The following is a 24,908-nucleotide window of genomic DNA, read 5'->3' on the forward strand; positions in this document are numbered from 1 at the left end:
GACGAGCCAGGAGGGTGCCGATGGAATCCTTCGACGTCGTGGTGGTCGGCGGGCGCTGCGCCGGTTCGGCGCTCGCCACCTATCTGGCGCGGGCGGGTATGCGGGTCTGCCTCGTCGACAAGGCGAACTTTCCGAGCGAGACGCCGTCGACTCACGTGATCCAGCCCCGTGGGGTCGCGATCCTCGACGAACTGGGCGTGTTGGGTCCGGTGCTGACGCACGGTGCGGTGCAGTTGGACCGCTTCAGCCTGGTGAATGACGATGTGCGCATCGACGGGGTCCTCGATGATGGATTCGCCTGCCCCGGCCTCAACGCGCGCCGGACGATCCTCGATCAGGAATTGCAACAAGGGGCCATTCGCTCAGGTGTCGAGGTGAGGAACGGATGCCGCGTGACCGGTATCCGCATGTCTGGCGAGAGAGTGATCGGTGTCGAGACTGCGGACGGGTCGCTGGGCGCCGACCTCGTGGTGGGTGCCGACGGCTGCAGGTCGGTGGTCGCCGAGGCTGTGGGCGCGCACAAGTATCTGGTCAAACCACCCGGGCGGGTCCCGGTCTGGGGCTACTTCACTGCCGGGCCTCAGGAACCTCGGCTGCGGATCGCGCGTAAGGGCAATCTGGCATTCTTAGCCAGCCCAACGGATTCGAGCCTGTACATGGCCGGGCTCGCCGTCGACCATGCCGACGCCCATGACTTCAATCGGAACCGAGAAGCCAATTTTCGCGACGCCCTTCGCGCCTGGCCCGAGCTTGACGAGATCGTCCGCGGCGCCGAGCGCGTCGGGCCGTTGCGGGTGATGATGAACTGGCACAGTTATTTTCGGGAATCGGCGGGACCGGGGTGGGTGCTCGTCGGTGACGCGGGGCATTTCAAGGATTTCACTCCGGCGCAGGGCATCGCCGACGCGCTGTGCCAGGCGAAGTCACTGTCGACCGTCATCCAGGCGACGATGGGCAGGGCCGTCGCGCAGGACGAGGCCCTGTACCGCTGGTGGCGTCACCGCGACCGCAGATCCTATGACATGTACTGGCTCGCAATGCAGATGGGCCGGCCCGGCCCTTCGTCACCGTTGATCACCGAGGTGCTTCGGCGAATCTCCTGCGACCCGAACGGTGCTACCACCCTCCTGAAGGTCCTCAACCGGGACGTTCTCTCTGACAAGCTGTTCACCGTCGGGCGACTGCTCGCAGCGACGTACACCACCCTCTGGAATCATCCGGGCCGGAGACGAGCTACGTTCGCCGAGATCGGTGCTCTACTCGCGGCGGAGGTCGACAAACGCCGCGCTCCACTGCGGTCATCGACGACCCGTTGCGGTTGAGCCACGCCAAGGCAAGTGCGCTGCTTCAGTTCGCGTGCGGGATGTGATGTTCCCGAAGGTTGCGTAGCGGTCGCTGATAGGACGGGTCGGTCCGGTCGCGGGCAGGCTGACCGTTCACCGCGATGTCAGGGACGTCGGCAAAGGGCATGGGCATGGTCGGTAGCATGCCCGACCATTCGATAACGTTCGTACGAAGCATGATTCGCCATCCCGGGTCGCTCCGTACCAGCCGGTCGAAGTATCTGCCGCCGGCCATCCAGTTCGAATCGTCGCGGTTGCGGGCAACGAACAAGTAGTAGGTCTCGCAATGCGCAGTGTCACTGTCGATTTCGCAGGTGTGGTTGAGGAGATGGTGCTGGGTGGCGATCTGTCCCTGTTCGTGCATGGCTCGGGCCCACTCGTAGAGATCGGCCGGCCCACCGACGAAATCGCCTGCGGCGATTACGGCAGCGTCGTGGAATGCCGTGAGAAACAGGCCCCGGTCGAACCGGTCGAGACCGCGGCTGAACCGGGTAAGGCAATCAATGATGTCTTGCCGGTCAAGGAGCGCTTCGAGCCGTGACTGTCGGTCAACGTCCATGTTCGTCCTCCGTGATGGGCTCCCAGATCGGGGATCCCCGTTCAGCCCGTAGTGACGGCACTGTCTTTCCGTCGATGTCGGTGATGCCGTAGCGCTGTGCGAGCTCGGCAGTGATGAACGTTCCGCCGGACAGATCCATCAGGCTTGGGTCGGTCGCCAGCGCACGGATGACCCTTCCGGGGAACTCCGGCGAAGAACTCATGGCCGGATTCGTGACGATCGATTCGGTCATTTCCGGAGTAACGGCCAGATTGCGCCGAGCTCGTTCGGTCATAGTCAGGCCCTGCCACAACGACACCGATGCCACGCGGTGTGGCTGCAGTTCGATGGCCATGTCCCGTGCCATCCGGTCGACGGCCGCCTTGCACAGGCCGAAGACCACGCCGTAGGTATAGGTGACGCCGACGTAGCCGGAGGTAGCCACGATCAGCCCGGATCTCTGCGGGACCATGATCCGCGCAGCATGGTGCGCTGCAACGAAATTCGATCGCACTCCGACGTCGATCATCTGCCAGTTGGATAGTGGCTTCTCCCAGAATCCTCGGGGTTGGGTGAGATCCTCGGGGAGAGCGAAGGCGTTGTTGACGAGGATATCCAGGCGGCCTTGCTCAGACCGGATCTGGTCGAACAGCGCCGCGACCTGGTTGTCGTTGCCATGGTCGACCTGCACAGCGATTCCCGTGCCGCCTCGCCGTGTTATCTCGTCGGATGTCTCATCGACCGTTCCCGGCAGTTCGTGCTGCGCGCCGGATGTCGAGCGGCCAGTTACGTACACCGTTGCGCCGGCTTCGCCCAATGCCAGGGCGATGCCTTTGCCGATGCCGCGGCTCGCGCCGGTGACCACCACGACTTTGCCTGTCAGCGCGGTCATTCCGCAACATCACTGGTGTGGTGGTAGGGCCATCGGTCGCCGAGGAAGCCCTCACTTGGATCTTTGGTGGCCCGGCCGGCGTAGCTGTCGATGTCGAACGGCATACCCATCAGGCCGGCTGACCAATCCGCCGACGTGCCCAGATCCTGACACCAGTCATAGAGCATGGTGCGCTTGGCGATGCGCCAGTCGCCGCTGACGCTGTCCATCCAGTCCAGATACCGGCCTCCGATGACCAAGTCTCGTTCTGTGCCGCGCGTAATCGTCCGGTGATAGGCCAGCACGGGAGTCTCCACCAGGGCGGTTTCATCATGCAGATCGATCAGGATCTGCCCCAGAACATGTTGTGTGACAGGGATGTCCGGTGATCCCGGTACGACCCAATCGAGATACTTCTCGAGCGTCCCGGAGAAGATGCCGAGGTCGACGATCGCGCCGGGCCAGTACGCTCTGGAGATGAGTTCGGCATTGCGGCGGTCTTCACCGCGGGCCAGCCGGGCCAGGCAGTCCCGGATCTTTTCCCGATCCAGCAGTTGTGAGAGTTCATGCGTGAGGCTGTTCATGTCAGGTGAACGCCTCCTCACCCACGAGTTTGGTCCGGGTGAGCAACCGACCGGAGTCCGGGTTGTAGGGCATCGCACGGTGCATGGTGCCGGTGTTGTCCCAGATCACCAGGTCGCCGACGGACCATTGGTGGCGGTAGACGAGTTCGGGTTGAGTTGCCCAGTCGCGCAACCGCACCAGAAGCTCGGCACTCCTGCGGTAATCCATGTCGACGACATGCCGGGCGGTACAGCCCAGGACCAGCGATTTGCGGCCTGACCGGTGGGTCCACACCAGCGGCAATTCCTTGTCGCCGATGCGCATCATGGCTTGCAAATGCTTGAGGGTGGGTTCGGGTTCGAAGTAGAACAATGAGTTCCACGCCGAATGCATCACCGTCAGCTGATCAAGCGCCGCCTGATCGTCGTCGGACAGGCCATCGTAGGCCGCATAGGTGTTGCAGAACTCGGTGTCACCGCCGCCGTCACTGGGCAATACCCGACTGGAGAGCAGCGACGCTCGGATCGGAACATCGTTCATGGTTCCGTCGATATGCCAGTACAGCGAGCCCCTGAGATAGTCGGCAGAACTATTCACGTTGGTGTCCAGGGTGACGTTGTACACCGATTCTCCGGTGCGTTCGGGCGCGAACACGCCAAGTGTCTCGGTGAACGCGACCTGTTCATCGTCGGTGAAACTGATTTGCGGGAACACCAGCACGCCACGTTGTTCGAGAAGTTCTCGGAGTTCGGCGGCAAAGGCACCGCTGAGCAGCGCCGCTTTGTCTGCGAGGATCTCGGTTCCGATGCGTGGCTTGATATCGCGAGTGTTCAGCTGCGTCAAGGGCCCCTCGGACGGCTTGGGAAAGTGCGGCATAGCGGGTCTCCAACGTCTCACCTTGGATGCGCACCCGAGCGGCGCGACTAGCTGATCGTAAAGTAAGCCCTAGCCGTTCAGAAAGTAAGGAATATTGCAAACAAGTTTATGATGATCTTTACGATCAGCTAGTACATTGCTGGACAACAGTGCATCGGTTGAGGAGTTCGCGATGGGCACAGAGGTTGAGGACGCCGTCGGACCGGCGACGACTCGGCGCCGGATGTTGGACGCGGCCATGCAACTGTTCCTCACGTACAGCTTCGCCGGGACTTCCCTGCAGATGATCGCCGACGAACTCGGCCTGACAAAGGCTGCGATCTACTACCACTTCCGCACCCGCGAACAACTGCTGATCGCACTGATGGAGCCCATTTTCAGCCAGATCGCCACGGTGGTCGAAATCGCAGAACGCAAGCGAACCGTGCGAGCCCGCGCTGAATCGATGCTCGTCGGTTATGCCGACATCGTCGCCAGAAACCGGAACTTGGTTCCCGTCACCACCTTCGACCCGAGCGTGCGCGCCGTATTGCGGAATCATCCCGAATGGGCGGCGCTGATCGACCGCCAGATCGCACTGCTGGCGGCGACTGACACGCCTGATCGGGGAACAGTTAATGCCGCCGTCGTTCTCACCGGCCTTGCCGGGGGTGCTGCCACCGCGGACCGGCGTATCGACGATGAGGCCCTGCGATCCCAACTGATCGACTCAGGCCGGCGCGCAATGGGATTCGTCGATATGCCCGCCAGCCATTGACGCCGACCAGAATATCGGTTGCAGCGACATGGAAATCGTTCATATGCCCACGCGTGCAGCCAACCCGTTGCTGCAGCCTGTGGATGAACTCCGCGCTGGGGATAACTCGGCCTGATTGAGCCGGTTCTGTCGGACGGTGTCCGCACGGTGTGGGCATGAGTTATTTGACACGGGCCGAGATCGGCGCACTGGGTGAACAGCTGGCCGTCGAGCATTTGGCGGCGCAGGGGTTGCGCACGTTGACGCGCAATTGGCGCTGCCGCTACGGCGAGCTCGACGTGATCGTCGAAGAGGTCGCCACCAACACGGTGGTGTTCGTCGAGGTGAAGACCCGTACCGGGGACGGTTTCGGTGGGCTGGCCGAGGCGGTGACGCCGCAGAAGGTGCGCCGCATCCGACGACTGGCGGCACTGTGGCTGGCCGAGCAGGGGGTCCGCTTCGCCGCACTGCGTATCGATGTGATCGGGGTACGCGTCGGTCGCCGCCGAGAACCGGAACTGACCCACCTGAAGGGGGTGGGCTGAAATGGGTTTGGGCAGAGCCTATTCGGTGGCCGTGCGTGGGGTGGCGGGTGTGATCGTGGAGATCGAGGCCGATATCACCTCAGGGCTGCCCAGCGTGAACCTGGTGGGACTTCCCGACACCGCTTTGCAGGAATCGCGGGATCGGGTACGGGCCGCCATCACCAACTGCGGAAACACGTGGCCGATGTCGCGTCTGACCTTGGCGTTGTCCCCGGCCACGTTGCGCAAGGTCGGTTCGGTCTACGACGTGGCCTTGGCCGCGGCGGTGCTGTCAGCGCACACCAAGACTGCTTGGGCGCGGCTGGAGAAGACGGTGCTGCTCGGTGAACTCGCTCTCGACGGCCGGGTCCGTCCGGTGCACGGCGTGTTGCCGGCTGTACTGGCCGCCAAGAACGAGGGTTGGCCGACGGTGGTGGTGCCGGTCGACAACTTGGCCGAGGCCAGCCTTGTCGACGGCATCGAGGTGTGCGGTGTAACAACCTTGCGGCAACTGCAGGCCTGGCTCGACGGCAAGGGTGACCTACCGGCACGGGTCTCGGCGCCGGGGCGTGCCCCGGAGGCGGCGGCGGATCTCGCCGACGTCGTCGGGCAGGCCCAGGCCCGCTACGCCGTTGAGGTGGCGGCCGCGGGCTCCCATCATTTGATGCTCACCGGTCCGCCCGGGATTGGTAAAACGATGTTGGCGCAACGCCTTCCGGGTCTGTTGCCGCCGTTGTCGTCTGCGGAATCGCTTGAGGTGACAGGGATTCATTCGGTGGCGGGGTTGTTGGCGGGGGATACCCCATTGATCACGCGGCCGCCGTTTGTGGCTCCGCACCACACCTCCAGCGTGGCCGCTCTCGTCGGAGGTGGAAGTGGCTACGCCCGTCCCGGAGCCGTCAGTCGCGCCCACCGGGGTGTGTTGTTTCTCGACGAATTCGCCGAAATGGGCTCGAGTGCTCTGGAAGCACTGCGAACCCCATTGGAAGACGGCGAGATCCGGCTGGCTCGCCGGGATGGGGTGGCGTGTTATCCGGCCCGCTTCCAACTGGTTCTGGCGGCGAACTTGTGCCCGTGCGCACCACCCAAATCGGTCGACTGCGTCTGTTCGGCTCAGGCCAGGCTGCGGTATAGGGGCAAGCTGTCGGGGCCATTGGTAGACCGTGTCGACTTGCGGGTGGAGTTGTACCCGGTCAGCGCCGGAGCGTTCACGCCCCCGCAGGCCGGTGAGTCCAGCGCCGTGGTGCGTGAACGCGTTGCAGCCGCGCGCCTCGCCGCTCAGGAACGGTGGAAACCGTATGGGATCGGTACCAATGCCGAGGTCGGCGGTCCGTTGCTGCGGCGCGAATTCCGATTGCCCAAAGCCGCCATGGAGCCGCTGCGGTCCGCACTCGACCGCGGGGTGATCAGCATGCGCGGCGCCGACAGGAGTTTGAGGGTTGCCTGGACTTTGGCCGATCTGGCCGGGCGGTCCATGCCGGCTCGCGAGGACGTCGCCACGGCGTTGAGCTTCCGCCAGGCCGGGGTCGTGTGATGACCGACGAGGTCCGGCGTGCGTGGGCCTATCTGTCACGGGTCGCCGAGCCGCCGTGCCGGGAATTGACCGCCTTGGTCGCTCAGGTGGGTCCCGTCGAGGCGGCCGGCCGGGTCAAATCCGGTGACGTCGAGTCGGAGTTGTCGAGTCGGGTCGAAGCCCGCCGGGAATTAGATTGTGCGGTCAAGGATCTGGCTGTCCTCGACAGAATGGACGGGCGGTTGATCACCCCCGATGACGATGAGTGGCCGTTGCTGCGATTCCGCGCATTGGGCGTGGACAAGGATCGCAAGCGTTCCAACGATCATCCGCCGTTGGTGTTGTGGGCGAGCGGGCCGGCGCGGCTTGACGAGGTGAGCGAGCGCGCCGCGGCGATCGTCGGTACCCGTGCGGCCACCGCGTACGGCGAGCATGTTGCCGCTGACCTGGCCGCCGGTCTGGTTGACCGCGACGTCACGGTGGTGTCCGGCGGTGCCTACGGCATCGACGGGGCAGCGCATCGCGCCACGCTCGCGTGTGAGGGCGTGACCGTCGCGATCGTGGCCGGCGGCATCGACAATCCGTACCCGGCCGGGCACAGCGCACTGTTCCATCGGATCCGCCAGGAATGCCTGTTGGTCAGTGAGTATCCACCGGGGGTCGCGCCGGGCCGGCTGCGGTTTCTCACCCGCAACCGGTTGGTCGCGGCCCTCTCGGGCGCGACGGTGGTGGTGGAGGCCGGGTTACGCAGCGGCGCGGCCAATACCGCGGCGTGGGCCAAACTGCTGGGCCGGTCGGTGTGCGCCGTGCCGGGCCCGGTGACCTCGGCCGCATCGGCGGGGTGTCATGCGCTGCTCCGAGGCGATGCCCACCTGGTCGGCCGTGCCGAGGAAATCGTCGAACTCGTCGGCCGCGTAGGCGAACTCGCCCCGGATGAGCCCCATCCCGTTGGGCCGCTCGACGGGCTTTCGCCGACCGAGAAACAGGTCTACGACGCGCTGCAGTCGCGAGGCGCCCACACCGTGGACGAGATCGCGGTGCTCGCCGCACTTCCACCACATCAGATCTTGGGGCCGTTGACGACGTTGGAGCTCGCGGGGATGGTCGTCGGCGAGGACGGGTGCTGGCGGTTGCGCCGGCGCCGGTAGACCCCATGCACGGGCCCCACCTCCGTATAGTCGATGAGGTCGGCTAACAAAGAGATCGGCCGAGCGAGTTTTGGAGGCGGTATGGCAGCACGACCCGTGCATACCTTTCAGGTGGTGCGTCGCGAGCAACTGACCGACCACACGGTCAGACTGGTGCTGGGCGGCAACGGCGATAACGGCTTCGGCACGTTCTCGCCCAGCGAGTTCAGCGATGCCTACGTCAAGTTTGTCATCGTTCCCGACGGTGTCGACGTATCGGTGCTGCCGAAACCCTTGACACTGGACAGCTTTCAGGAGTTGCCTGCCGAACAACGACCCACGGTGCGCACCTACACTGTGCGCGAGGTCGACACCGAGCGTGGCGAGATCACCGTTGACTTCGTCGTGCACGGTGAGCAGGGCGTGGCCGCACCCTGGGCCGCCGCAGCCCAACCAGGTCAGCCCGCCTACCTGATGGGACCCAGCGGGGCCTATGCCCCGGACCCGGCCGCTGATTGGCATCTGCTGGCCGGTGACGAAGCCGCCCTCCCCGCCATCAGCACGGCGCTGGAATCCTTGCCGGACAACGCGATCGGCAAGGTCTTCATCGAGGTGGCCGGCCCAGGAGACGAAGTTGAGCTCACCGCTCCCGATGGCGTCGAGGTCACGTGGATCCACCGGGGCGGGCGCGCCGACCTGGTCGGCGACGAACATGCCGGAGACAACGCACCGCTGATCGCCGCGGTCAAGGAGGCGGCCTGGCTGCCGGGTCAGGTTCAGGTGTTCATCCACGGCGAGGCCCAGGCCGTGATGCACAACCTGCGCCCCTACATCCGCAAAGAGCGCGGCGTCGCGGCGAAATGGGCCGCGTCGATCTCGGGGTACTGGCGTCGTGGGCGCACCGAGGAGACTTTCCGGCAGTGGAAGGCCGAGCTGGCCAAAGCGGAGGCCGACACCGCAGGTTGATGGCAGGCCGGCGGTCCGGGATGGAAAGGTAGCCGTCATGGCCTACGGCGACTATCAACTCGAGATCTACCTGCAGGGGCTGTCCGGCGTACTGCCGACCATGCCGATGGACTATGCGAGCCTGGAGGCCAAGGCCCAGGCAGCCATGCCGGCATCCATCTGGTCGTATGTGGCCGGCGGGGCCGGCGACGAGCGCACCCAGCAGGTCAACCGCGCCGCCTTCGACCGGTGGGGATTGATGCCGCGGATGTTCAACGCGCATCGTGAACGGGATCTGTCTGTCGACGTGTTCGGCCTCACGCTGCCCTCGCCGCTGTTCATGGCACCGATCGGGGTGCTCGGCATCTGTGGTCAGGACGGGCACGGCGACCTGGCCGGCGCCCGGGCCGCCGCACGTACCGGGGTGCCGCTGATGGTGTCCACCCTGACCGAAGATCCGCTGGAAGACGTCGCCGCCGAATTCGGCGACACCCCAGGCTTCTTCCAGCTGTACACCCCGACCGACAAGGACCTGGCGGCCAGCCTCGTGCAGCGCGCCGAGGCGGCCGGGTACAAGGGCATCGTCGTCACGCTGGACACCTGGGTTCCGGGGTGGCGCCCGCGGGACCTGACCACCTCGAACTTCCCGCAGCTACGCGGTAAATGTCTGGCCAACTACACCAGTGATCCGGTGTTCCGAGCCGGCCTGCAGCAGCCGCCCGAGGAGAACCCGCAGGCGACAGTTCTGCGCTGGGTGAGCCTGTTCGGAAATCCGCTGACCTGGGACGACCTGCCGTGGCTGCGGTCGCTGACGAAACTGCCGCTGATCCTGAAGGGCATCTGCCACCCCGACGACGTCCGGCGCGCCAAGGACGGTGGCATCGACGGCATCTACTGTTCCAATCACGGTGGGCGCCAGGCCAATGGCGGCCTGCCCGCGATCGACTGCCTGCCCGGTGTGGTCGAGGCGGCAGACGGGCTGCCGGTGTTGTTCGACTCGGGAATCCGCAACGGCGCCGACATCGTCAAGGCCCTCGCGCTGGGCGCCACCGCGGTCGGGGTGGGCCGCCCATACGCGTACGGGCTGGCTTTGGGTGGCGTTGACGGCATCGTGCATGTGCTGCGGTCGCTGCTCGCCGAGGCCGACCTGATCATGGGGGTCGACGGATACCCGACGTTGGCCGATCTCACGCCCGAGGCACTGCGACGGGTCGACTGACCGCCGAACCGTGCACGACGTCGCGTTCTGCGGGGTCGATTCCGTGCATTCTTTTGTCACGCTGGAGTGGCGTTCGAGCTGCGTAGCCACTCCAGCGTGACGAACCGCTGGTAACAAGGCTGCTCACGACCCCTGGCCAATGATTATTCAGCCATGTAGCATTTTCCTTCATGAGTGTAGAAACCGTTCGCGAGAGGGCTGCCCACCTGGGGCCCGAGCGGCGGCGCCCGCAGGTGCTGGATGCGGCCCTGGCGATTGCGGTGACTGAGGGGGTCGCCGCGGTCACGATCGGCGCGGTGGCGCAGCGACTCAAGGTCACCCGCCCGGTGGTGTACTCGTGTTTTCCCGACCGGGTTGAATTGTTGAGGGCACTGCTCGAGCGGGAATTGGCACTGCTGGTTCAGGGGGCGATCGATGCGCTGCCCTACGGCCGCGCGGATGCCGACGAAACCGTCTTCGTCGAGGGTTTCCAGTCGTTGCTTGAGACGGTCGCCAGCCGGCCCGATTCCTGGCGGCTCGTGATGAGTGCCGACCCGGACCCGGCCGTGGCCAAACACTTCCGCAACGGTCGCGCACTGATGGTCGGCAAGGTCTCCCGACGGCTGGCGCCCACCCTGGCACGTTGGGGCACCACCGATGCCGACAAAAAGCTGCCGGTGCTGGTCGAGCATTTCGTGTCCACCTGTGAAGGCGCGGTGCGAACGTTACTGAACGAAGACGGAAAATACTGGACCCCAACCACATTGGGTGAATTCATCGGATCGGCCACTTATCGGGCGTTTCGCACCGCCTGACCCACTGCAGAGGAGTACTCACTATGTCCGATCTTCAGCCGATGGCTGACTACGGGTTCTTCGGACCGGATTCGGTGACCTGGAAGGTCTGGGGGCATGCGACGACGCCGATCATCGGACTGCAACGCGCCGTGGTGGTCGAGGAACTCGACCCTGCCCTGATCGCCGCGGTCGACACCACCGGCGCCAATTACGATCGGCCCCGCACCCGATACGACCGGACTGTGCGTTACTTCGCGATGGTCGCTTTCGCCGACACCGAATCGGTGCTCAAGACCGCGGATGTTCTGGTGAAAGTCCATTCGAAAGCCATTGGCACCGAACCCCTGAGCGGCAACAAGTACGACGCCAACGACCCCAAGTCGCAGCTGTGGATCCTGCTCACCGGCTGGCACTCGGTGCTCAAGGCTTACGAACTGTACGGCGGCGGAAAGCTGACGGCCGAGGAGGAGGCCCGCTACTGGCAGGACTGCGCACGGGCCGCCGAGTTCCAGACCTGCGATCCGGTCGACGTCCCGCGGACCCGTGACGGCATCAACGAGTACTTCGAGCAGATGCGGCCGCACCTCGCCGTCAGCGAGGCCGCCCGCGCGATGATGGACCATCTGCTCAACGCCAAGGTGGTGTTGCCGCCCGCGCCTCGGATCGCGAACCCGGCCGTCGAAATCCTCAACTGGTTCCTGCGCGCCGGGACCATCGCCACCATGCCGCGCTGGATGCGCCGGCTCAGTGGATTTGATCAGCCCCGCCTGGTGGATGTGGCCGTGCGACCGGTGCTCAGACTCGGCTTCGGCGTGGTTGACCGGGTTCCCCGGCTGAAGCTGTTGGTTTCCAAGATCATTGCCCCGTCGGTGGTGCCTATCGCAGGCCCCTACATCATGGGCATACCGCCGCGGTCGACCGAAGTGCTCAGTCCCGAAGAAGGCCGCAGGCGCTATGGCTACGTCAAGCCCGCCGATGCGCACAAGGAGTTGCGGGCGCGACAACACGAGCGGGTGTTCGGCCAGGGTCAGCGACCCAGCGACGAGGGCCTCATCGAATCTCAGTCCTACCTAGGGAGTTTGGCGTGACCGCACGATCCGATGTCCTGTTCGATCCGAACCGGACCGCCTTCGACCAGTTCGATACGAGAACCCGGGAGATCTTCCGGGCCACCATCGACTTCTTCGAGTCCCACGGCAAGCGGTGGCTCAAGCAGCAGGACCGGGATCGGGTCTGGTACAGCGACTTTCTCGACCTGGTCAAGCGGGAGGGCATCTTCGCAACGTTCCTGACCCCGGCGTCAGAGGCCGGCGGCGATGCCGACAAGCGTTGGGACACCGCCCGCAACGCGATGTACAGCCAGATCCTCGGGTTCTACGGCATGCAGTACTGGTACGTCTGGCAGGTCACGATCCTCGGGCTCGGCCCGATCTGGCAGTCGGAGAACATCGTGGCGCGCAAAAAGGCTGCCGTCCTGCTGGATTCGGGGGAGATCTTCGCGTTCGGGCTGTCCGAGCAGGCGCATGGCGCCGACGTCTATTCGACTGACATGGTGCTGACGCCCGGCCCCGACAACGCAGCAGACGGGTCGTACACCGCGACCGGCGGCAAGTACTACATCGGCAACGGCAACCTGGCCGGCATGGTCTCGGTGTTCGGCCGTCGCTCCGACAAACCCATCATCGACAGCTCCGATCTCGACCGGCGCCGTCCCGAGCAGGACTTCGAGGGATACCTGTTCTTCGCCGCCGACAGCCAGCATTCGAACTACCACCTCCGCAAGAACGTCGTCGACGGCCAGATGTACGTCGCGGCGTTCGACCTGGAGGACTACCCGGTCGGTCCCGACGACATCCTGCATGAGGGCAAAGCAGCCTTCAACGCCGCCATCAACACCGTGAACATCGGCAAATTCAACCTCGGATTCGGTGCGGTCGGGGCCTGTGAGCATGCCATGTACGAGGCCGTCACCCACGCGGAGAACCGCGTGCTGTTCGGCCAACGAGTCACCGAGTTCCCGCAGATCCGCCGCATGCTGGCCGACGGCTACGCCCGGCTGGTCGGCATGAAGCTCTACAGCGAGCGCGCGATCGACTACATGCGGAGTGCGAGCCTGGACGACCGGCGTTACCTGCTGTTCAACGCGATCGAGAAGATGAACGTCACCCGCGAGGGCGAGAAAATTGTCACGCTGCTGTCCGACACCATCGCCGCCCGCGCTTTCGAATCCGACATGTACTTCACCATGGCACTGCTCGGCGTCACCGGGTTACCACGGCTGGAAGGCACGGTGCACGTCAACATGGCGCTGTCACTGAAGTTCATGCAGAACTACATGTTCGGCGCATCGGATGCAGCGCTCGCCGCGCTGAACGTGCTGCCGGTCGGCCGGGCCCCGGCACCGTTGGTGAGCGCACTCGCCGGAGGCTTGCGCACCGTCGGTGGCGCCCTTGCGGAATCGCCCTTGGCGCAGCGTATTCCACAACTCAAACCGCTGCTGTCCGAGGTGCCCGAGGTGCCGACCCGGCGAGACGGTGTCAATGACGACTTCCTGTTCCGACAGGGTCCCAGCAGTGGGTTGGCGAAAATCAGGTTCGGGGACTGGCAGGCTGTGCTGCGCCGATTTGCGACGACGCCGAATGTCGCTGTGTTCCTGGCCCAGGCACAGGCCTTGCAGACGCTGCTGGCGGTGGCGGCACCGAACGCCGAACAACAGCGCAACGTCGACTTCCTGCTCGCCATCGGCGAGATGTTCACTCTCATCCCGTATGCCCAGCTGATCCTGGAGCAAGCCGAGATCGAAAACGATGGAACCGACAGCCTTACCGATCTGATTGGCCAGCTGTTCGAGGTGCTCGTCACCGACATGTCCACCCACGCGACCAAGCTGCACTGCCATGCGGATGCCACCGCCGTGCAACAGCAGCGTGCCCTCGACATCGTCAAGCAGCCCGTGGCAGATTCCGCCCGCCGCGATCGCGTGGTGACCGCTGTACGCGGACTGGCCGACCGCTACGAGATGAATCCGTGATGGTCACGCGACGGTAGAGGCCCGGCGCGTCGGGTGCAGGCCGGGCCCGGTTCTGCCAGGGTGGCACGATGGCCGCAGTCGGAGACGTACTCGCCGAGTTCGACGAGTATCTCGCGCTGCAATGCGGCAGGTCTGAGCACACCCGCCGGGCGTACCGGGGTGATCTGAGGGCGTTGTTCGACCACACCGGCGGTGGTCTGGACACCGTGACCCTGCCGGCGCTGCGGTCATGGTTGGCCACACAGGCGGCGGCCGGAGCGGCACGGACCACGCTGGCGCGGCGCACCTCGACGGTCAAGACCTTCTGCACCTGGGCGGCCCGGCGGGGGCTTCTCCCAGATGACTCCGCGGCCCGGTTGCAGGTCCCCAGGGCCCACCGCACCCTACCTTCGGTGCTGCGTCGCGATCAGGCGATCGACGCCATGGAGGTGATGAATTCCGCTGTGCAGGAAGGTGATCCGCTGGCATTGCGGGACCGGTTGATTGTGGAGATGCTGTACGCCACCGGGATCCGGGTCAGCGAGTTGTGCGGGCTGGACATCGACGATATCGACACCGCACGTCGGGTGCTGCAGGTGCTGGGCAAGGGCAACAAGCAGCGCACGGTTCCGTTCGGCGAGCCCGCACGCCACGCGCTCACAGCGTGGCTCACCGAGGGCCGGCCGGCCCTGGCCACCGCCGATTCCGGGCCCGCACTATTGCTCGGGGCTCGCGGGAAACGGCTCGATCCGCGGCAGGCCCGCACCGTGGTGCACCAGACGGTCTCCGCCGTCGACGGTGCCCCCGACATCGGCCCGCACGGACTGCGCCACAGCGCGGCCACGCACCTGCTCGAAGGTGGTGCGGATCTGCGCATCGTGCAGGAGTTGTTGGGCCACACCTCATTGGCCACCACGCAGCTCTACACCCATGTCACCGTGGAGCGACTGCGTGCCGTGCACGACAAGGCCCACCCACGGGCCTGATCAGAGGAGACGTCATCGCCGCGATCCGAGCCCGCATCGACCTGCCGTCGGGCCCCGTCTCCTATCTCACCTGGGAACCCTCCGAACCTGGATCCACAGTGCTGTTGCTGCACGGCGGCGGGGTGGACAGTGCATCGTTGTCGTGGGGCGGCATCGGCCCCCGGCTGGCCCAGGCCGGTTACCGCGTCGTCGCACCGGACCATCCCGGCTACGGCCACAGTGCGCCGGCCCGGCTGCTGGTGACACAGGAACGGTTGGTCGGCTACGTGGGGGAGTTCGTCGACGCGCTCGATCTGCAGCGCTATGCGGTCGGCGGACTCTCGCTCGGCGGCGGCATGACCATCGGCCATGTACTGGACCGACCGGACCGCGTCACCGGCGCGATGCTCCTGGGCAGTTACGGCTTGATGCCCCGGCTGTCGGACGGACCGCTGTCCGGAGTGCGGCAACTCGTCACCTGGGCAACGTTGCGTACCGGCCTGTTGGGCGCGGTGACCCGCTGGGTGGGTACCAATCGCAGGGCGATGGTGCGCAGCATGCAGGCACTGATCACCGACCCCGCGCAGGTCACCGACGCGTTGATGGACGAGATCATGGCCCAGGCGGGCCGACCCGAGGGGTTCCGCGCGTTCGAACAGTGGCAGCGTGACCAGGTTCGGTGGAATCGGCTGCGCACGGACTACACACCACGGCTGGTCGAGGTGAGGTGCCCCGTGCTCGTGATCCACGGCGATCGTGACCCAGGCGTACCCGTCGCGCGGGCCCGCGCCGCTGCCGAGCTGACCCCGAACGGACACCTGAAAATCGTTGCCGGTGCCGGACATTGGGTTCAGCGTGACCAGCCGGATGTCGTGCTCGATGCGATCATCGGATTCCTGCGCGGCCTCAGCCCAGCGGCTTGAGCCGGATCGGCGTCTCGGCGAGCAGCCCCAACGGGTCGACATAGTCCGCCCGGGCGGCCGCGCCCCACATCGCTCCCCAGTGCAGGCAGGCCGTCGCCGGACAACCGGGGTGGCCGGCCAGCAGCCGGCCGAGCATTTGCCCGGCCGTGACGGTCTGTCCGGGCCGTACCGCGGCCTGCACCGGTTCGTAGCTGGTGCGCAGCCCACCCGGGTGGGCGAGTGAGACCACCGGACGGCCGGCCAGCACGCCGGCGAACACCACGGTGCCCGGCCCTGCGGCATAGATCGGTTGGTCCGGCGCGGCGGCCAGGTCGACGCCACGGTGGCCGCGGTTCCAATTGGGGGAGGGGGCATCGAAACCCCTGGTCACTGCCGGTCGCGGAGATACCGGCCAGTGCAGACGGGAGCCCTCGGCGTGGGCGCCGGTCGGCCACATCCACGTCATACTCACCAGCAGCGCCATCACGGCAAACCTCACCACCCCAGTTCAGCGTCAACCCGGGCGGATCGGAAGTCCCGAAACCCGGGGCTGTGGATGAACGGGTCCGCGTTTGCCGCGTGGTAAAAGCAGGCCGGTGCAGCGTGTAAACTTCTACCCGCAGCTCGCTAGCGGGCTGACTTCGCGTGTCTGCGCATATCGATTGCCTCAACGGGGTCGTACACGGATGCCGACGGTCCTGACCTGGGATTTCCCGGAGCGGGTTCGGCAGCCGGCAGGCACCAGGGCCTGGCATCACCCCGACGCTGGGCGACAACCGACAACATAAAGGATGAGTTCATGGCTGTTGTGACCATGAAGCAGCTGCTGGATAGCGGCGCTCACTTCGGGCATCAGACCCGTCGCTGGAACCCCAAGATGAAGCGGTTCATCTTCACCGACCGCAATGGCATCTACATCATCGATCTGCAGCAGACGCTGACCTACATCGACAAGGCTTACGAGTTCGTCAAGGAGACGGTGGCCCATGGCGGCACCGTGCTGTTCGTCGGCACCAAGAAGCAGGCGCAGGAGTCCATCGCCGAAGAGGCCACCCGCGTCGGCATGCCCTACGTGAACCAGCGCTGGCTGGGCGGCATGCTCACCAACTTCTCCACCGTGCACAAGCGCCTTCAGCGGATGAAGGAGCTCGAGGCCATGGAGCAGACCGGTGGCTTCGAGGGTCGCACCAAGAAGGAAATCCTCATGCTCACGCGTGAGAAGAACAAGTTGGAGCGGTCCCTCGGTGGAATCAGGGACATGGCCAAGGTGCCGTCGGCGATCTGGGTCGTCGACACCAACAAGGAGCACCTCGCCGTCAACGAGGCCATCAAGCTGGGCATCCCGGTCATCGCGATCCTGGACACCAACTGCGACCCCGATCAGGTCAACTACCCGATCCCGGGCAACGACGACGCCATTCGCTCCGCAGCACTGCTGACCAAGGTGGTGGCCTCCGCGGTCGCCGAGGGTCTGAAGGCCCGGGCCGGCGCAGGTGCCGGTGAGAAGCAGGCCACCGAGGGTGTCGAGCCGCTCGCCGAGTGGGAGCAGGAGCTGCTCGCCGGTGCGACCGCCGGCACCGCCGAGGGCGAGGCCGCGGCGGCTGCACCCGAAACATCCACTGACGCTTCGTAATTCCAGGAGAAGTCTTTACATGGCTAACTACACCGCTGCCGACGTCAAGCGACTGCGGGATCTGACCGGCGCCGGCATGCTCGCTTCGAAGAACGCTCTGGTCGATGCCGGCGGCGACTTCGACAAGGCGGTCGAGCTGCTCCGTATCAAGGGCGCCAAGGACGTCGGCAAGCGCGCTGAGCGCGCCACTGCCGAAGGTCTGGTCGCGGCCAAGGACGGCGCGCTTATCGAGCTGAACTCCGAGACCGACTTCGTCGCCAAGAACGCCGAGTTCCAGGAGCTCGCCGACCAGGTCGTCGCGGCTGCTGCCGCTGCGAAGGCCGGCGATGTGGATGCCCTCAAGGCCGCCAAGGCCGGGGACACCACCGTCGAGCAATCGATCGCGGACTTGTCCGCCAAGATCGGCGAGAAGCTCGAGCTGCGTCGGGCCGCCTACTTCGACGGCACGGTCGAGACCTACCTGCACAAGCGTGCCGCGGACCTGCCGCCGGCCGTCGGCGTGCTGGTCGAGTACGAGGCCGGCGACGCGGAGAAGGGCAAGGAGGCCGCTCACTCGGTCGCCCTGCAGATCGCCGCGCTCAAGGCCAAGTACCTCACCCGTGAGGACGTGCCCGAGGACATCGTCGCCAACGAGCGCCGGATCGCCGAGGAGACCGCGAAGTCAGAGGGCAAGCCTGAGCAGGCGCTGCCCAAGATCGTCGAAGGTCGCGTCACGGGCTACTACAAGGACGTCGTGCTGCTGGACCAGCCGTCGGTGTCCGACAACAAGAAGACCGTGAAGGCCCTGCTGGACGAGGCCGGGGTCACCGTGACCCGCTTCGTGCGGTTCGAGGTCGGCCAGGCCTAGCAGTACACCGAGACCCGGGCGGCACACCACACCCGGTTTGACGGCTCAGCCGTCGCCGCCCGCCGCAAAACCCCGCGCTCATTCCGGCGATCCCGGAAAGCGCGGGGTTTTGTTCATTCGTGACTTGGTCGGTGCCGGGTAGTTGCTCACGCCGGCGCGAGGAGCTTTGCCGGTATGGGAGTGTGGCAGGTACCAATGGTGTTGGAGGTGAGCATGCGTGTAGGGGTTGTTTTTCCGCAGACAGAACTCGGCGGGGATCCAGGAGCCGTGCGAACCTACGGCCAGCGTGTCGAAGAGTTGGGCTTCACCCACATCCTGGCTTACGACCATGTCGTCGGCGCAGATCCGGCTGTCCATCGGGACTGGGCAGGCCCTTATGACCTTTACACCACTTTTCACGAGCCGATGGTGATGTTCGGCTATCTGGCCGCGGTCACCTCACTGGAATTGGTGACCGGGGTGATCATCCTGCCGCAGCGCCAGGCGGTTCTGGTGGCCAAGCAGGCTGCCGAGATCGACCTGCTCAGCGGCGGGCGCCTGCGTCTGGGTGTCGGGCTGGGCTGGAATGCGGTCGAGTATGAGGCGCTCGGCGAGGAATTCGGGAACCGCGGCAGGCGCTCCGAGGAGCAAGTCGAGCTGATGCGCCGGTTGTGGACCGAATCGTCGGTGACCTTCGAGGGCCGCCACCACCGGGTGACCGGTGCAGGTCTGGCGCCGCTGCCGGTGCAGCGTCCGATTCCGGTGTGGTTCGGAGCGGCCTCTGCGCGGGCCCTGGAGCGGGCCGGGCGACTCGGCGACGGCTGGTTCCCGATGGTCGGGCCCGGGCTGGAACTCGATGACGCACGAGCGCGGGTCGAGCGTGCCGCGGTCTCCGCCGGGCGAGATCCCGCCAGCATCGGCATGGAGGGTCGGGTGGGCTGGACCGGTGATCCGGACAAGGCCGCGGCCGACATCGCCGCGTGGGCCGACGCCGGAGCCACACACGTCACGGTGAACACCATGGGAGCGGGTCTGCGGACCGTCGACGAGCATCTGGCCGTGCTGCAGAGCGTGGCCCGGACGCAGTGACGACTGCCCGAGCGGTACTACTTGGTACCGTCTGAGCATGAGTCGAATCTTCGCCTTCGGCGACGATGCCCTGGGTGAGCACGACGCCGTCGGCCTGGTGGAGGAACTGCGAGCCGGCCGGGTCTCGGCGGCCGACCTGATCGAGGCCGCGGTGGCGCGAGTCGAGGCGGTCAATCCCACCCTCAACGGGCTGGCGTTCGAAGCGTTCGACCGGGCCCACGCCCGCGGCGCGGGGCCCAGCCGCTATGGCGGGTTCTTCGACGGTGTCCCGACCTTCGTCAAGGACAACGCCGCGGTCGAGGGCATGCCGACGATGCGCGGCACCGACGCGTGGGAACCCCGTCCCGAAACCGCCCATGGAGACTTTGCCCGCGCGTACCTCGCCACCGGCCTGGTGCCGCTGGGCAAGACCCGGCTCTCGGAGTTCGGCTTCAGTGCCTCCTGCGAGCATCCGCGCCTGGGGCCGGTTCGCAACCCGTGGAACCCCGCCTACACCGCGGGCGCCTCCTCGTCGGGTTCGGGTGCTTTCGTCGCGGCGGGTGCGGTGCCCATCGCCCACGCCAACGACGGGGGCGGCTCGATCCGGATCCCCGCCGCCTGCAACGGTCTGGTCGGCCTCAAGCCGACCCGGGGCCGGCTGCCGCAGGACAAGGACCTGCGGATGATGCCGCTGCGGATCGTGTCCGACGGAGTGCTCACCCGATCGGTGCGTGACACCGCGGCGCTCTACCGGGAGATGGAACGCGTCTACCGCAACCCCAAGCTGCCGCCGATCGGCGATGTCAGCCGCCCGGGCAAGCAGCGCCTGCGCATCGCGGTGTGCACACAATCGGTCGTCCATGACGCCGGTCCGGAGATGACCGAGTTGACCCACAGGACGGCTGCGCTGCTGGAGGAACTGGGCCACCAGATCACCGTGATCGGCAACCCGGTCCCGGCCCGGTTCAAGGATGATTTCCTGCTGTACTGGGCGTTTCTGGCGTACGCGCTCGTGCGGGGCGGGAAGCGGACCTTCGGCCCGAGTTTCGACCGCGACAAGCTCGACCAGCTCACCCTCGGACTGGAACGACTCGCGTCGCGCAACCTGTATCGGGTCCCCACGGCGATCGCCCGGCTGGCCCGGTCCCGGCGGATCACCGAGCGGCTGTCCAACAGCTATGACGCGGTGCTCATGCCGACCCTGGCCGAGCCCACCCTGGAGATCGGCCGCCTCGATCCGACCGCGGACTACGAGCAGATCATCGACCGATTGCTGGGCTGGGTGGCTTTCACGCCGCTGCAGAACGCGACCGGAGACCCGGCCATCTCGCTGCCGCTGGCCCAGACGGAGTCCGGCCTCCCGGTAGGAATGATGCTGTCGGCGACCCGTGGCCGCGAAGCCCTGCTGCTGGAGCTGGCCTACGAGCTGGAGGAGGCCAGACCCTGGCCCCGCATTCAAGAACCGGCCCCGCCAGCCCCGCGGAAACGGGCGCGAAAAGCGGTGAGATAGACGTTCTTTGGCATCCACTGTGGTGGAAGCGAATGCCGGCCCGCCTGTCCGTCCGGATTTTGGCCAGGTGCTGGGCGCGCAGGTGACCGCGTCCTCCTATGATGACCGGCAGGTGTCACTGTTGCGGGGGTGTGAATGACGTCTGGACCAGACGACCAGTCGGGCGACGACGGTCGGGGATCGATCCGTTGGCAGGATCCGAGTACCGCCACGCCGCGGCCCCCGACCGTGGCCGAGGCGCGGCAGCGCGACAAGGCACAGAAGGCCCGTGAGGCGGCCGAGGAGTGGGCCAGGCTGCAGGAGGAGAGGCGCGAGCAGCGGGCCGCCACCGGCAAGAAGGTCCTGATGGGCTCGGTGGCGGTGGTCGGTGTGGTCGGGGTGGTCGCGCTGGGTTACCAATTGCTGCACAAAGAGGAAATCGCAGCCAGTTGCGTCAAGGACGGGTCCAACGAGGTAGTGCCCGACTCGTACTGCTCCAGTGGCCACAGCAGCTCCGGCGGTACTTTCATCTATCTCGGCTCGCCATACCGCTATTACTACGGCGGCAACAATGGCGGGGTGGGCACCGTGGCCCGGGGCGGAACGCTGGAGGTTCCCAAGGGCACCACGCCCAAGACCAAATCGGGGACGTCGATCAAAAGGGGCGGATTCGGCTCGTCATCAAGCTACGGCGGAAGCTCGGGAAGCTGAATGCGCCGTCAACGTAGTTCCCCGCGAGCCGGCTGGGAACAGATCATCGCCGACCAGGGCATGTGTTACGGAACTCCGGCGCGCGACGCGACGGGCGCCGACCGCCCGTACTGGGATGAATCGGTGCACTACGTCTTCGACATGGACGAGGTGCTGTCGATCGAGGCTTCCGTCGAGGTGCTCCACTCGATGTGCCTGGAGGCCGTCGAGAACGTCGTGCTGACCGGCCGCTATCGCGACTTCGGGCTTCCCGAATGGAGCTGGGAGCACATCGAGAAGTCTTGGCGGCGCAGCGATCCACACCTGTACGGCCGCTTCGACCTGCGCTACGACGGTCGTCGGCCGCCGGTGCTGCTGGAGTACAACGCCGACACCCCGACCACACTGCTCGAGGCGGCGATCCTGCAGTGGCACTGGAAGACCGATGTCTACCCGGCCGATGATCAGTGGAACTCCCTGCACGAGAGGCTAGTCACCCGCTGGACCGAAATCCGTGACCGCCTCCCGGGCACCGAGACCTACTTCACCTGGTCAGGAGCCGAGACCAGCGGTGAGGATCACGTGACCGTGGCCTATCTCCAGGAGTGCGCGGCCGAGGCCGGTCTGCGCACCGTGGGCCTGGCGATCGAGGACATCGGATTTGACCAGGACCTCGACCGGTTCGTCGACCTGGAGGAAGCTCCCATGTCGTCGGTCTTCAAGCTCTATCCGTGGGAGTGGATGCTCGACGACGATTTCGGCCGCCGGGCGATCGAGCAGCTGCCTGCCACCATGTGGGTGGAGCCGTTGTGGAAGACACTGTTGAGCAACAAGGCGATCCTGGCGGTGCTGTGGGAGATGTATCCCGGGCACCCGAACCTGTTGCCGGCCTACGTCGATGACCCGCATGAGCTGACCGAGTACGTTCGCAAACCCAAACTCGGCCGTGAGGGCGCCAACATCACCATCGTCGGCGCCGGGTACGAAACCGAGACCGGCGGTGTGTACGGCGAGGAGGGCTACGTGTACCAGTTGCTCGATCCGCTACCGCAATTCGACGACATGCGCCCCGCCTTGGGCGCATGGATCGTCGGCGACGAATCCGCCGGACTCGGGATCCGCGAGACCTCCGGTCTCGTCACCGACAACGGCGCTGCCTTTGTGCCACACCGCATCCCGCAGTGACCCGGAAGGACTAACCTATGACAACCACCCTGGTTGCCCTCAGCTCCGATTACTGGTCGGTCCTCGGCCATGGGGTATCGGCCATCCTGCTGTACTCGATTGTCGGTGTGGCGCTGATGGTCCTGGGTTTCTACGTGATCGACTGGACCACCCCGGGACCGCTGCGGACCCTGGTCCAGGCCGGCCGGCCCAACGCCGCCGCGGTGGCTGCCTCCGGCGTGGTCTCGATGGCGCTGATCATCGTGCTGGCCATCTACAGCTCGTCGGGTGATCTGGTCCAGGGCCTGATCACCACGTTGGTGTTCGGGCTGTTGGGCATTGCGGCCCAGGTCTTATCGGTCCGGCTGGTCGGCGCGATCAAAGGGATCGACATCGGCGGGGTGCTGGCCGCCGAACGATTTACCCCACAGGTCCTGGTTGTGACGGCCTCCTACCTGGCATTCGGGCTGATCGTGGCGGCCGCGATCCTCTAGCTCCCACCGCTCGCGCTAGAGGGTCCGGCAGATCTCGGCGGCTGCGCGCGCCAACGCGGCCGGACCCCCACGCAACGCTTCATCCAGCGGGGTGCCGGGTGCGGTGATCGCCACCAACGTGTCGACGCCGTTGGCCAGCAGGACGTCAGCGTCGGGGGCCACCCGGCCGCCGAAGATCACCACCCGGGCACCGGTGCGTGCAGCCACCTGCGCGACGCCGAATGGCGTCTTGCCCAGCATGGTCTGAGCGTCGACACTGCCTTCGCCGGTGAACACCCAGTCCGCTCCGGTCAACGCCCGTTCCAGTCCCACCGTCTGGGCGATCACCTCGACGCCCGGGTCGCATTCGGCGGCAAGGAATTCCATCAGTCCGAAGCCCAGACCGCCGGCGGCCCCGGCGCCCGCTCGATCCGGTCGGGCGTGGCCGAGCGAGGCCTCGGTCACCTCGACCAGGCGGGTCAACGCGGATTCGAGGGTCGCGACATCAGCCGGGGTGGCCCCTTTCTGCGGGCCGAAAACTGCACTGGCGCCACCGGTTCCGAGCAGCGGCGCCGTCACGTCGGAGGCGATCCGGACGTGAACACCGGCCAGTCTGGGGTCCAGGCCGGAGACGTCGATGTGCTGCAACCGTGCCAGCGCCCCGCCGCCGGGCGGCAAGGCGGCACCGTCGGCATCGGTGAAGGCGACGCCCAGGGCGGCAAGCATGCCGGCCCCGCCGTCATTGGTCGCCGAACCGCCGATGCCGATCAGCAACTCGGTCACGCCGTGGTCCAGGGCCGAGGTGATCAACTGCCCGACGCCGAATGTGCCGGCGCGCAGGATATCCCGGTCAGATGGGGTCACCAGCTCCAGACCGGAGGCGCTGGCCATCTCGATCACGGCCAGGCGGCGCCCGGCGACGTAGCCATAGGTGGCGCGCGTAGGCCGACCCAGTGGGTCGCTGACCTCGACCGCGACGCGGTCGCCGCCGAGCGCGTCGACGACGGCATCCACAGTGCCTTCACCGCCGTCGGCCATCGGCACCCCGATGCACTCGGCGTCGGGCAGTACCGACCGGACGCCCTCGCGCAGCGCCGCCACCGCTTGCGACGCGGTCATCGACTCCTTGAAGGAGTCCGGGGCCAGCACGATCTTCATCGGCTGCGGACATTACCGACTGTGGCGCTGCTCGGCGCGGCGGAAGTCGGGACGGCTCAGCTGACCGCGTGCGCCAGGAGCCGCTTGAGCTCGCGTCGCTGCTCGGTGTCGAGGCGGTCGAGCACCTCGTCCTCGGCGGCGAGCACCGCCGCTTCGGCACGTTTGAGTAGTTCGACGCCCTCGGCGGTCAACTCGGCGGGCAGTGCCCGTCCGGAGTCGACGGTGGCCGGCCTGCGCACCGCGCCGCGGTCCTGAAGGCCGCGCACCACGTTGTTCATCGCCTGTGGCGACACATTCGTGTGGCGGGCCAGTTCAGCGTTGGACTGGCCTGGGGCCATCGACAGGACGCGGAGGCAGACGAACTCGGGCAGTTTGAGGCCCAGCGGTTGCAGCTGCGCGGAGACCCGTGGCTGCAACACCGCGACCACGCGATACATCAAATATCCAAGTGGCTGTTCCTCCAGGATGCCGCCCATGTCGGAGTTCATATCAAGCATA

General features: G+C 66.2%; 26 protein-coding genes. 19 read left to right on the top strand and 7 right to left on the bottom strand.

Annotated features, from left to right (window positions below):
* Nucleotides 1-20: 20 nt before the first annotated feature.
* Nucleotides 21-1,322, top strand: coding sequence for an NAD(P)/FAD-dependent oxidoreductase (locus HBE63_RS07200; protein ID WP_166904141.1), 1,302 nt, complete (start codon nucleotides 21-23; stop codon nucleotides 1,320-1,322).
* A gap of 25 nt (nucleotides 1,323-1,347) precedes the next feature.
* On the opposite strand, the gene HBE63_RS07205 is transcribed toward HBE63_RS07200, so the two are convergent.
* From HBE63_RS07205 to HBE63_RS07220, 4 genes are read right to left on the bottom strand one after another with little or no spacing between them, the layout of a single operon-like run.
* On the bottom strand, nucleotides 1,348-1,902 hold the full coding sequence (locus HBE63_RS07205; RefSeq protein WP_166904142.1) for a nuclear transport factor 2 family protein: 555 nt from the start codon (nucleotides 1,900-1,902) through the stop codon (nucleotides 1,348-1,350).
* Complete coding sequence (locus HBE63_RS07210) at nucleotides 1,892-2,773, bottom strand: SDR family NAD(P)-dependent oxidoreductase (protein ID WP_166904143.1); 882 nt, start codon at nucleotides 2,771-2,773, stop codon at nucleotides 1,892-1,894. Before HBE63_RS07210 ends, HBE63_RS07205 begins: the two co-directional genes overlap by 11 nt.
* Nucleotides 2,770-3,336 carry a nuclear transport factor 2 family protein gene (locus tag HBE63_RS07215; RefSeq protein WP_166904144.1) on the bottom strand — a complete coding sequence of 189 codons (567 nt, stop codon included), beginning with the start codon at nucleotides 3,334-3,336 and terminating at the stop codon, nucleotides 2,770-2,772. The genes HBE63_RS07210 and HBE63_RS07215 overlap by 4 nt, the downstream gene beginning before the upstream one ends.
* Before the next feature lies 1 nt (nucleotide 3,337).
* A complete protein-coding gene (locus HBE63_RS07220) occupies nucleotides 3,338-4,192 on the bottom strand; it encodes a TauD/TfdA family dioxygenase (protein ID WP_166904145.1) in 855 nt (284 codons plus the stop codon).
* A gap of 172 nt (nucleotides 4,193-4,364) precedes the next feature.
* Here HBE63_RS07220 and HBE63_RS07225 point away from each other — a divergent pair, with 172 nt between their 5' ends.
* The 11 genes from HBE63_RS07225 (at nucleotide 4,365) to HBE63_RS07275 (ending at nucleotide 15,930) form a co-directional block, all read left to right on the top strand.
* Nucleotides 4,365-4,949 (top strand): TetR/AcrR family transcriptional regulator, encoded by a 585-nt coding sequence (locus tag HBE63_RS07225; protein WP_166904146.1) that lies wholly within the window; start codon nucleotides 4,365-4,367, stop codon nucleotides 4,947-4,949.
* A 155-nt stretch (nucleotides 4,950-5,104) separates the two neighbouring features.
* Nucleotides 5,105-5,473, top strand: a complete 369-nt coding sequence (locus HBE63_RS07230) for a YraN family protein (RefSeq protein WP_166904147.1) — start codon at nucleotides 5,105-5,107, stop codon at nucleotides 5,471-5,473.
* 1 nt (nucleotide 5,474) lies between these two features.
* On the top strand, nucleotides 5,475-6,986 hold the full coding sequence (locus HBE63_RS07235) for a YifB family Mg chelatase-like AAA ATPase (RefSeq protein ID WP_166904148.1): 1,512 nt from the start codon (nucleotides 5,475-5,477) through the stop codon (nucleotides 6,984-6,986).
* Nucleotides 6,986-8,113, top strand: a complete 1,128-nt coding sequence (gene dprA / locus HBE63_RS07240) for a DNA-processing protein DprA (RefSeq protein WP_166904149.1) — start codon at nucleotides 6,986-6,988, stop codon at nucleotides 8,111-8,113. Before HBE63_RS07235 ends, dprA begins: the two co-directional genes overlap by 1 nt.
* Before the next feature lie 81 nt (nucleotides 8,114-8,194).
* Complete coding sequence (locus tag HBE63_RS07245) at nucleotides 8,195-9,058, top strand: siderophore-interacting protein (protein ID WP_166904150.1); 864 nt, start codon at nucleotides 8,195-8,197, stop codon at nucleotides 9,056-9,058.
* Nucleotides 9,059-9,095: 37 nt separating this feature from the next.
* On the top strand, nucleotides 9,096-10,256 hold the full coding sequence (locus tag HBE63_RS07250) for an alpha-hydroxy-acid oxidizing protein (protein WP_166904151.1): 1,161 nt from the start codon (nucleotides 9,096-9,098) through the stop codon (nucleotides 10,254-10,256).
* A 170-nt stretch (nucleotides 10,257-10,426) separates the two neighbouring features.
* Nucleotides 10,427-11,050 carry a TetR/AcrR family transcriptional regulator gene (locus HBE63_RS07255; RefSeq protein WP_166904152.1) on the top strand — a complete coding sequence of 208 codons (624 nt, stop codon included), beginning with the start codon at nucleotides 10,427-10,429 and terminating at the stop codon, nucleotides 11,048-11,050.
* A 23-nt stretch (nucleotides 11,051-11,073) separates the two neighbouring features.
* Nucleotides 11,074-12,120: an oxygenase MpaB family protein gene (locus HBE63_RS07260; RefSeq protein ID WP_166904153.1), complete on the top strand. Its 1,047-nt coding sequence runs from the start codon at nucleotides 11,074-11,076 to the stop codon at nucleotides 12,118-12,120.
* Nucleotides 12,117-14,063, top strand: a complete 1,947-nt coding sequence (locus HBE63_RS07265) for an acyl-CoA dehydrogenase family protein (protein ID WP_166904154.1) — start codon at nucleotides 12,117-12,119, stop codon at nucleotides 14,061-14,063. Before HBE63_RS07260 ends, HBE63_RS07265 begins: the two co-directional genes overlap by 4 nt.
* A gap of 68 nt (nucleotides 14,064-14,131) precedes the next feature.
* Nucleotides 14,132-15,028, top strand: a complete 897-nt coding sequence (locus HBE63_RS07270) for a tyrosine recombinase XerC (protein ID WP_166904155.1) — start codon at nucleotides 14,132-14,134, stop codon at nucleotides 15,026-15,028.
* A gap of 98 nt (nucleotides 15,029-15,126) precedes the next feature.
* Nucleotides 15,127-15,930 carry an alpha/beta fold hydrolase gene (locus HBE63_RS07275; protein ID WP_243858548.1) on the top strand — a complete coding sequence of 268 codons (804 nt, stop codon included), beginning with the start codon at nucleotides 15,127-15,129 and terminating at the stop codon, nucleotides 15,928-15,930.
* Here the strand turns inward: HBE63_RS07275 and HBE63_RS07280 are convergent.
* A complete protein-coding gene (locus tag HBE63_RS07280; RefSeq protein ID WP_166909488.1) occupies nucleotides 15,914-16,393 on the bottom strand; it encodes a M23 family metallopeptidase in 480 nt (159 codons plus the stop codon). The genes HBE63_RS07275 and HBE63_RS07280 overlap by 17 nt on opposite strands.
* Nucleotides 16,394-16,708: 315 nt before the next feature.
* On the opposite strand from HBE63_RS07280, the gene rpsB reads away from it, so the two are divergent.
* The 7 genes from rpsB to HBE63_RS07315 all read left to right on the top strand — a co-directional run bounded on the left by rpsB (nucleotide 16,709) and on the right by HBE63_RS07315 (nucleotide 23,273).
* The gene (gene rpsB, locus HBE63_RS07285; RefSeq protein ID WP_166904156.1) at nucleotides 16,709-17,542 is read left to right on the top strand and encodes a 30S ribosomal protein S2; all 834 of its coding nucleotides are present in this window, start codon (nucleotides 16,709-16,711) and stop codon (nucleotides 17,540-17,542) included.
* A 19-nt stretch (nucleotides 17,543-17,561) separates the two neighbouring features.
* Nucleotides 17,562-18,389, top strand: coding sequence for a translation elongation factor Ts (gene tsf / locus HBE63_RS07290; RefSeq protein WP_166904157.1), 828 nt, complete (start codon nucleotides 17,562-17,564; stop codon nucleotides 18,387-18,389).
* 213 nt (nucleotides 18,390-18,602) lie between these two features.
* On the top strand, nucleotides 18,603-19,457 hold the full coding sequence (locus HBE63_RS07295; protein WP_166904158.1) for an LLM class F420-dependent oxidoreductase: 855 nt from the start codon (nucleotides 18,603-18,605) through the stop codon (nucleotides 19,455-19,457).
* 37 nt (nucleotides 19,458-19,494) lie between these two features.
* On the top strand, nucleotides 19,495-20,946 hold the full coding sequence (locus tag HBE63_RS07300) for an amidase (protein ID WP_166904159.1): 1,452 nt from the start codon (nucleotides 19,495-19,497) through the stop codon (nucleotides 20,944-20,946).
* Between the two features lie 135 nt (nucleotides 20,947-21,081).
* Nucleotides 21,082-21,636 carry a hypothetical protein gene (locus HBE63_RS07305; RefSeq protein WP_166904160.1) on the top strand — a complete coding sequence of 185 codons (555 nt, stop codon included), beginning with the start codon at nucleotides 21,082-21,084 and terminating at the stop codon, nucleotides 21,634-21,636.
* Nucleotides 21,637-22,800 (top strand): glutathionylspermidine synthase family protein, encoded by a 1,164-nt coding sequence (locus HBE63_RS07310; protein ID WP_166904161.1) that lies wholly within the window; start codon nucleotides 21,637-21,639, stop codon nucleotides 22,798-22,800.
* Between the two features lie 17 nt (nucleotides 22,801-22,817).
* A complete protein-coding gene (locus HBE63_RS07315; protein ID WP_166904162.1) occupies nucleotides 22,818-23,273 on the top strand; it encodes a DUF350 domain-containing protein in 456 nt (151 codons plus the stop codon).
* Between the two features lie 15 nt (nucleotides 23,274-23,288).
* On the opposite strand, the gene HBE63_RS07320 is transcribed toward HBE63_RS07315, so the two are convergent.
* Together HBE63_RS07320 and HBE63_RS07325 are read right to left on the bottom strand one after the other, a co-directional pair.
* The gene (locus tag HBE63_RS07320) at nucleotides 23,289-24,410 is read right to left on the bottom strand and encodes a glycerate kinase (protein ID WP_166904163.1); all 1,122 of its coding nucleotides are present in this window, start codon (nucleotides 24,408-24,410) and stop codon (nucleotides 23,289-23,291) included.
* Nucleotides 24,411-24,466: 56 nt separating this feature from the next.
* Nucleotides 24,467-24,898, bottom strand: a complete 432-nt coding sequence (locus HBE63_RS07325; protein ID WP_166904164.1) for a MarR family winged helix-turn-helix transcriptional regulator — start codon at nucleotides 24,896-24,898, stop codon at nucleotides 24,467-24,469.
* Nucleotides 24,899-24,908: the final 10 nt, after the last annotated feature.

This window comes from Mycobacterium sp. DL440, from assembly GCF_011745145.1.
In the GTDB taxonomy this organism is placed as follows: Bacteria; Actinomycetota; Actinomycetes; order Mycobacteriales; family Mycobacteriaceae; genus Mycobacterium.

Excerpts from the sequence above, each read along its gene's own strand:
- HBE63_RS07200 (WP_166904141.1), top strand. The coding sequence starts at position 21 with ATGGAATCCTTCGACGTCGTGGTGGTCGGCGGGCGCTGCGCCGGTTCG.
- HBE63_RS07205 (WP_166904142.1), bottom strand. The coding sequence starts at position 1,902 with ATGGACGTTGACCGACAGTCACGGCTCGAAGCGCTCCTTGACCGGCAA.
- HBE63_RS07210 (WP_166904143.1), bottom strand. The coding sequence starts at position 2,773 with ATGACCGCGCTGACAGGCAAAGTCGTGGTGGTCACCGGCGCGAGCCGC.
- HBE63_RS07215 (WP_166904144.1), bottom strand. The coding sequence starts at position 3,336 with ATGAACAGCCTCACGCATGAACTCTCACAACTGCTGGATCGGGAAAAG.
- HBE63_RS07220 (WP_166904145.1), bottom strand. The coding sequence starts at position 4,192 with ATGCCGCACTTTCCCAAGCCGTCCGAGGGGCCCTTGACGCAGCTGAAC.
- HBE63_RS07225 (WP_166904146.1), top strand. The coding sequence starts at position 4,365 with ATGGGCACAGAGGTTGAGGACGCCGTCGGACCGGCGACGACTCGGCGC.
- HBE63_RS07230 (WP_166904147.1), top strand. The coding sequence starts at position 5,105 with ATGAGTTATTTGACACGGGCCGAGATCGGCGCACTGGGTGAACAGCTG.
- HBE63_RS07235 (WP_166904148.1), top strand. The coding sequence starts at position 5,475 with ATGGGTTTGGGCAGAGCCTATTCGGTGGCCGTGCGTGGGGTGGCGGGT.
- dprA (WP_166904149.1), top strand. The coding sequence starts at position 6,986 with ATGACCGACGAGGTCCGGCGTGCGTGGGCCTATCTGTCACGGGTCGCC.
- HBE63_RS07245 (WP_166904150.1), top strand. The coding sequence starts at position 8,195 with ATGGCAGCACGACCCGTGCATACCTTTCAGGTGGTGCGTCGCGAGCAA.
- HBE63_RS07250 (WP_166904151.1), top strand. The coding sequence starts at position 9,096 with ATGGCCTACGGCGACTATCAACTCGAGATCTACCTGCAGGGGCTGTCC.
- HBE63_RS07255 (WP_166904152.1), top strand. The coding sequence starts at position 10,427 with ATGAGTGTAGAAACCGTTCGCGAGAGGGCTGCCCACCTGGGGCCCGAG.
- HBE63_RS07260 (WP_166904153.1), top strand. The coding sequence starts at position 11,074 with ATGTCCGATCTTCAGCCGATGGCTGACTACGGGTTCTTCGGACCGGAT.
- HBE63_RS07270 (WP_166904155.1), top strand. The coding sequence starts at position 14,132 with ATGGCCGCAGTCGGAGACGTACTCGCCGAGTTCGACGAGTATCTCGCG.
- HBE63_RS07280 (WP_166909488.1), bottom strand. The coding sequence starts at position 16,393 with ATGGCGCTGCTGGTGAGTATGACGTGGATGTGGCCGACCGGCGCCCAC.
- rpsB (WP_166904156.1), top strand. The coding sequence starts at position 16,709 with ATGGCTGTTGTGACCATGAAGCAGCTGCTGGATAGCGGCGCTCACTTC.
- tsf (WP_166904157.1), top strand. The coding sequence starts at position 17,562 with ATGGCTAACTACACCGCTGCCGACGTCAAGCGACTGCGGGATCTGACC.
- HBE63_RS07295 (WP_166904158.1), top strand. The coding sequence starts at position 18,603 with ATGCGTGTAGGGGTTGTTTTTCCGCAGACAGAACTCGGCGGGGATCCA.
- HBE63_RS07300 (WP_166904159.1), top strand. The coding sequence starts at position 19,495 with ATGAGTCGAATCTTCGCCTTCGGCGACGATGCCCTGGGTGAGCACGAC.
- HBE63_RS07305 (WP_166904160.1), top strand. The coding sequence starts at position 21,082 with ATGACGTCTGGACCAGACGACCAGTCGGGCGACGACGGTCGGGGATCG.
- HBE63_RS07310 (WP_166904161.1), top strand. The coding sequence starts at position 21,637 with ATGCGCCGTCAACGTAGTTCCCCGCGAGCCGGCTGGGAACAGATCATC.
- HBE63_RS07315 (WP_166904162.1), top strand. The coding sequence starts at position 22,818 with ATGACAACCACCCTGGTTGCCCTCAGCTCCGATTACTGGTCGGTCCTC.
- HBE63_RS07320 (WP_166904163.1), bottom strand. The coding sequence starts at position 24,410 with ATGAAGATCGTGCTGGCCCCGGACTCCTTCAAGGAGTCGATGACCGCG.
- HBE63_RS07325 (WP_166904164.1), bottom strand. The coding sequence starts at position 24,898 with ATGAACTCCGACATGGGCGGCATCCTGGAGGAACAGCCACTTGGATAT.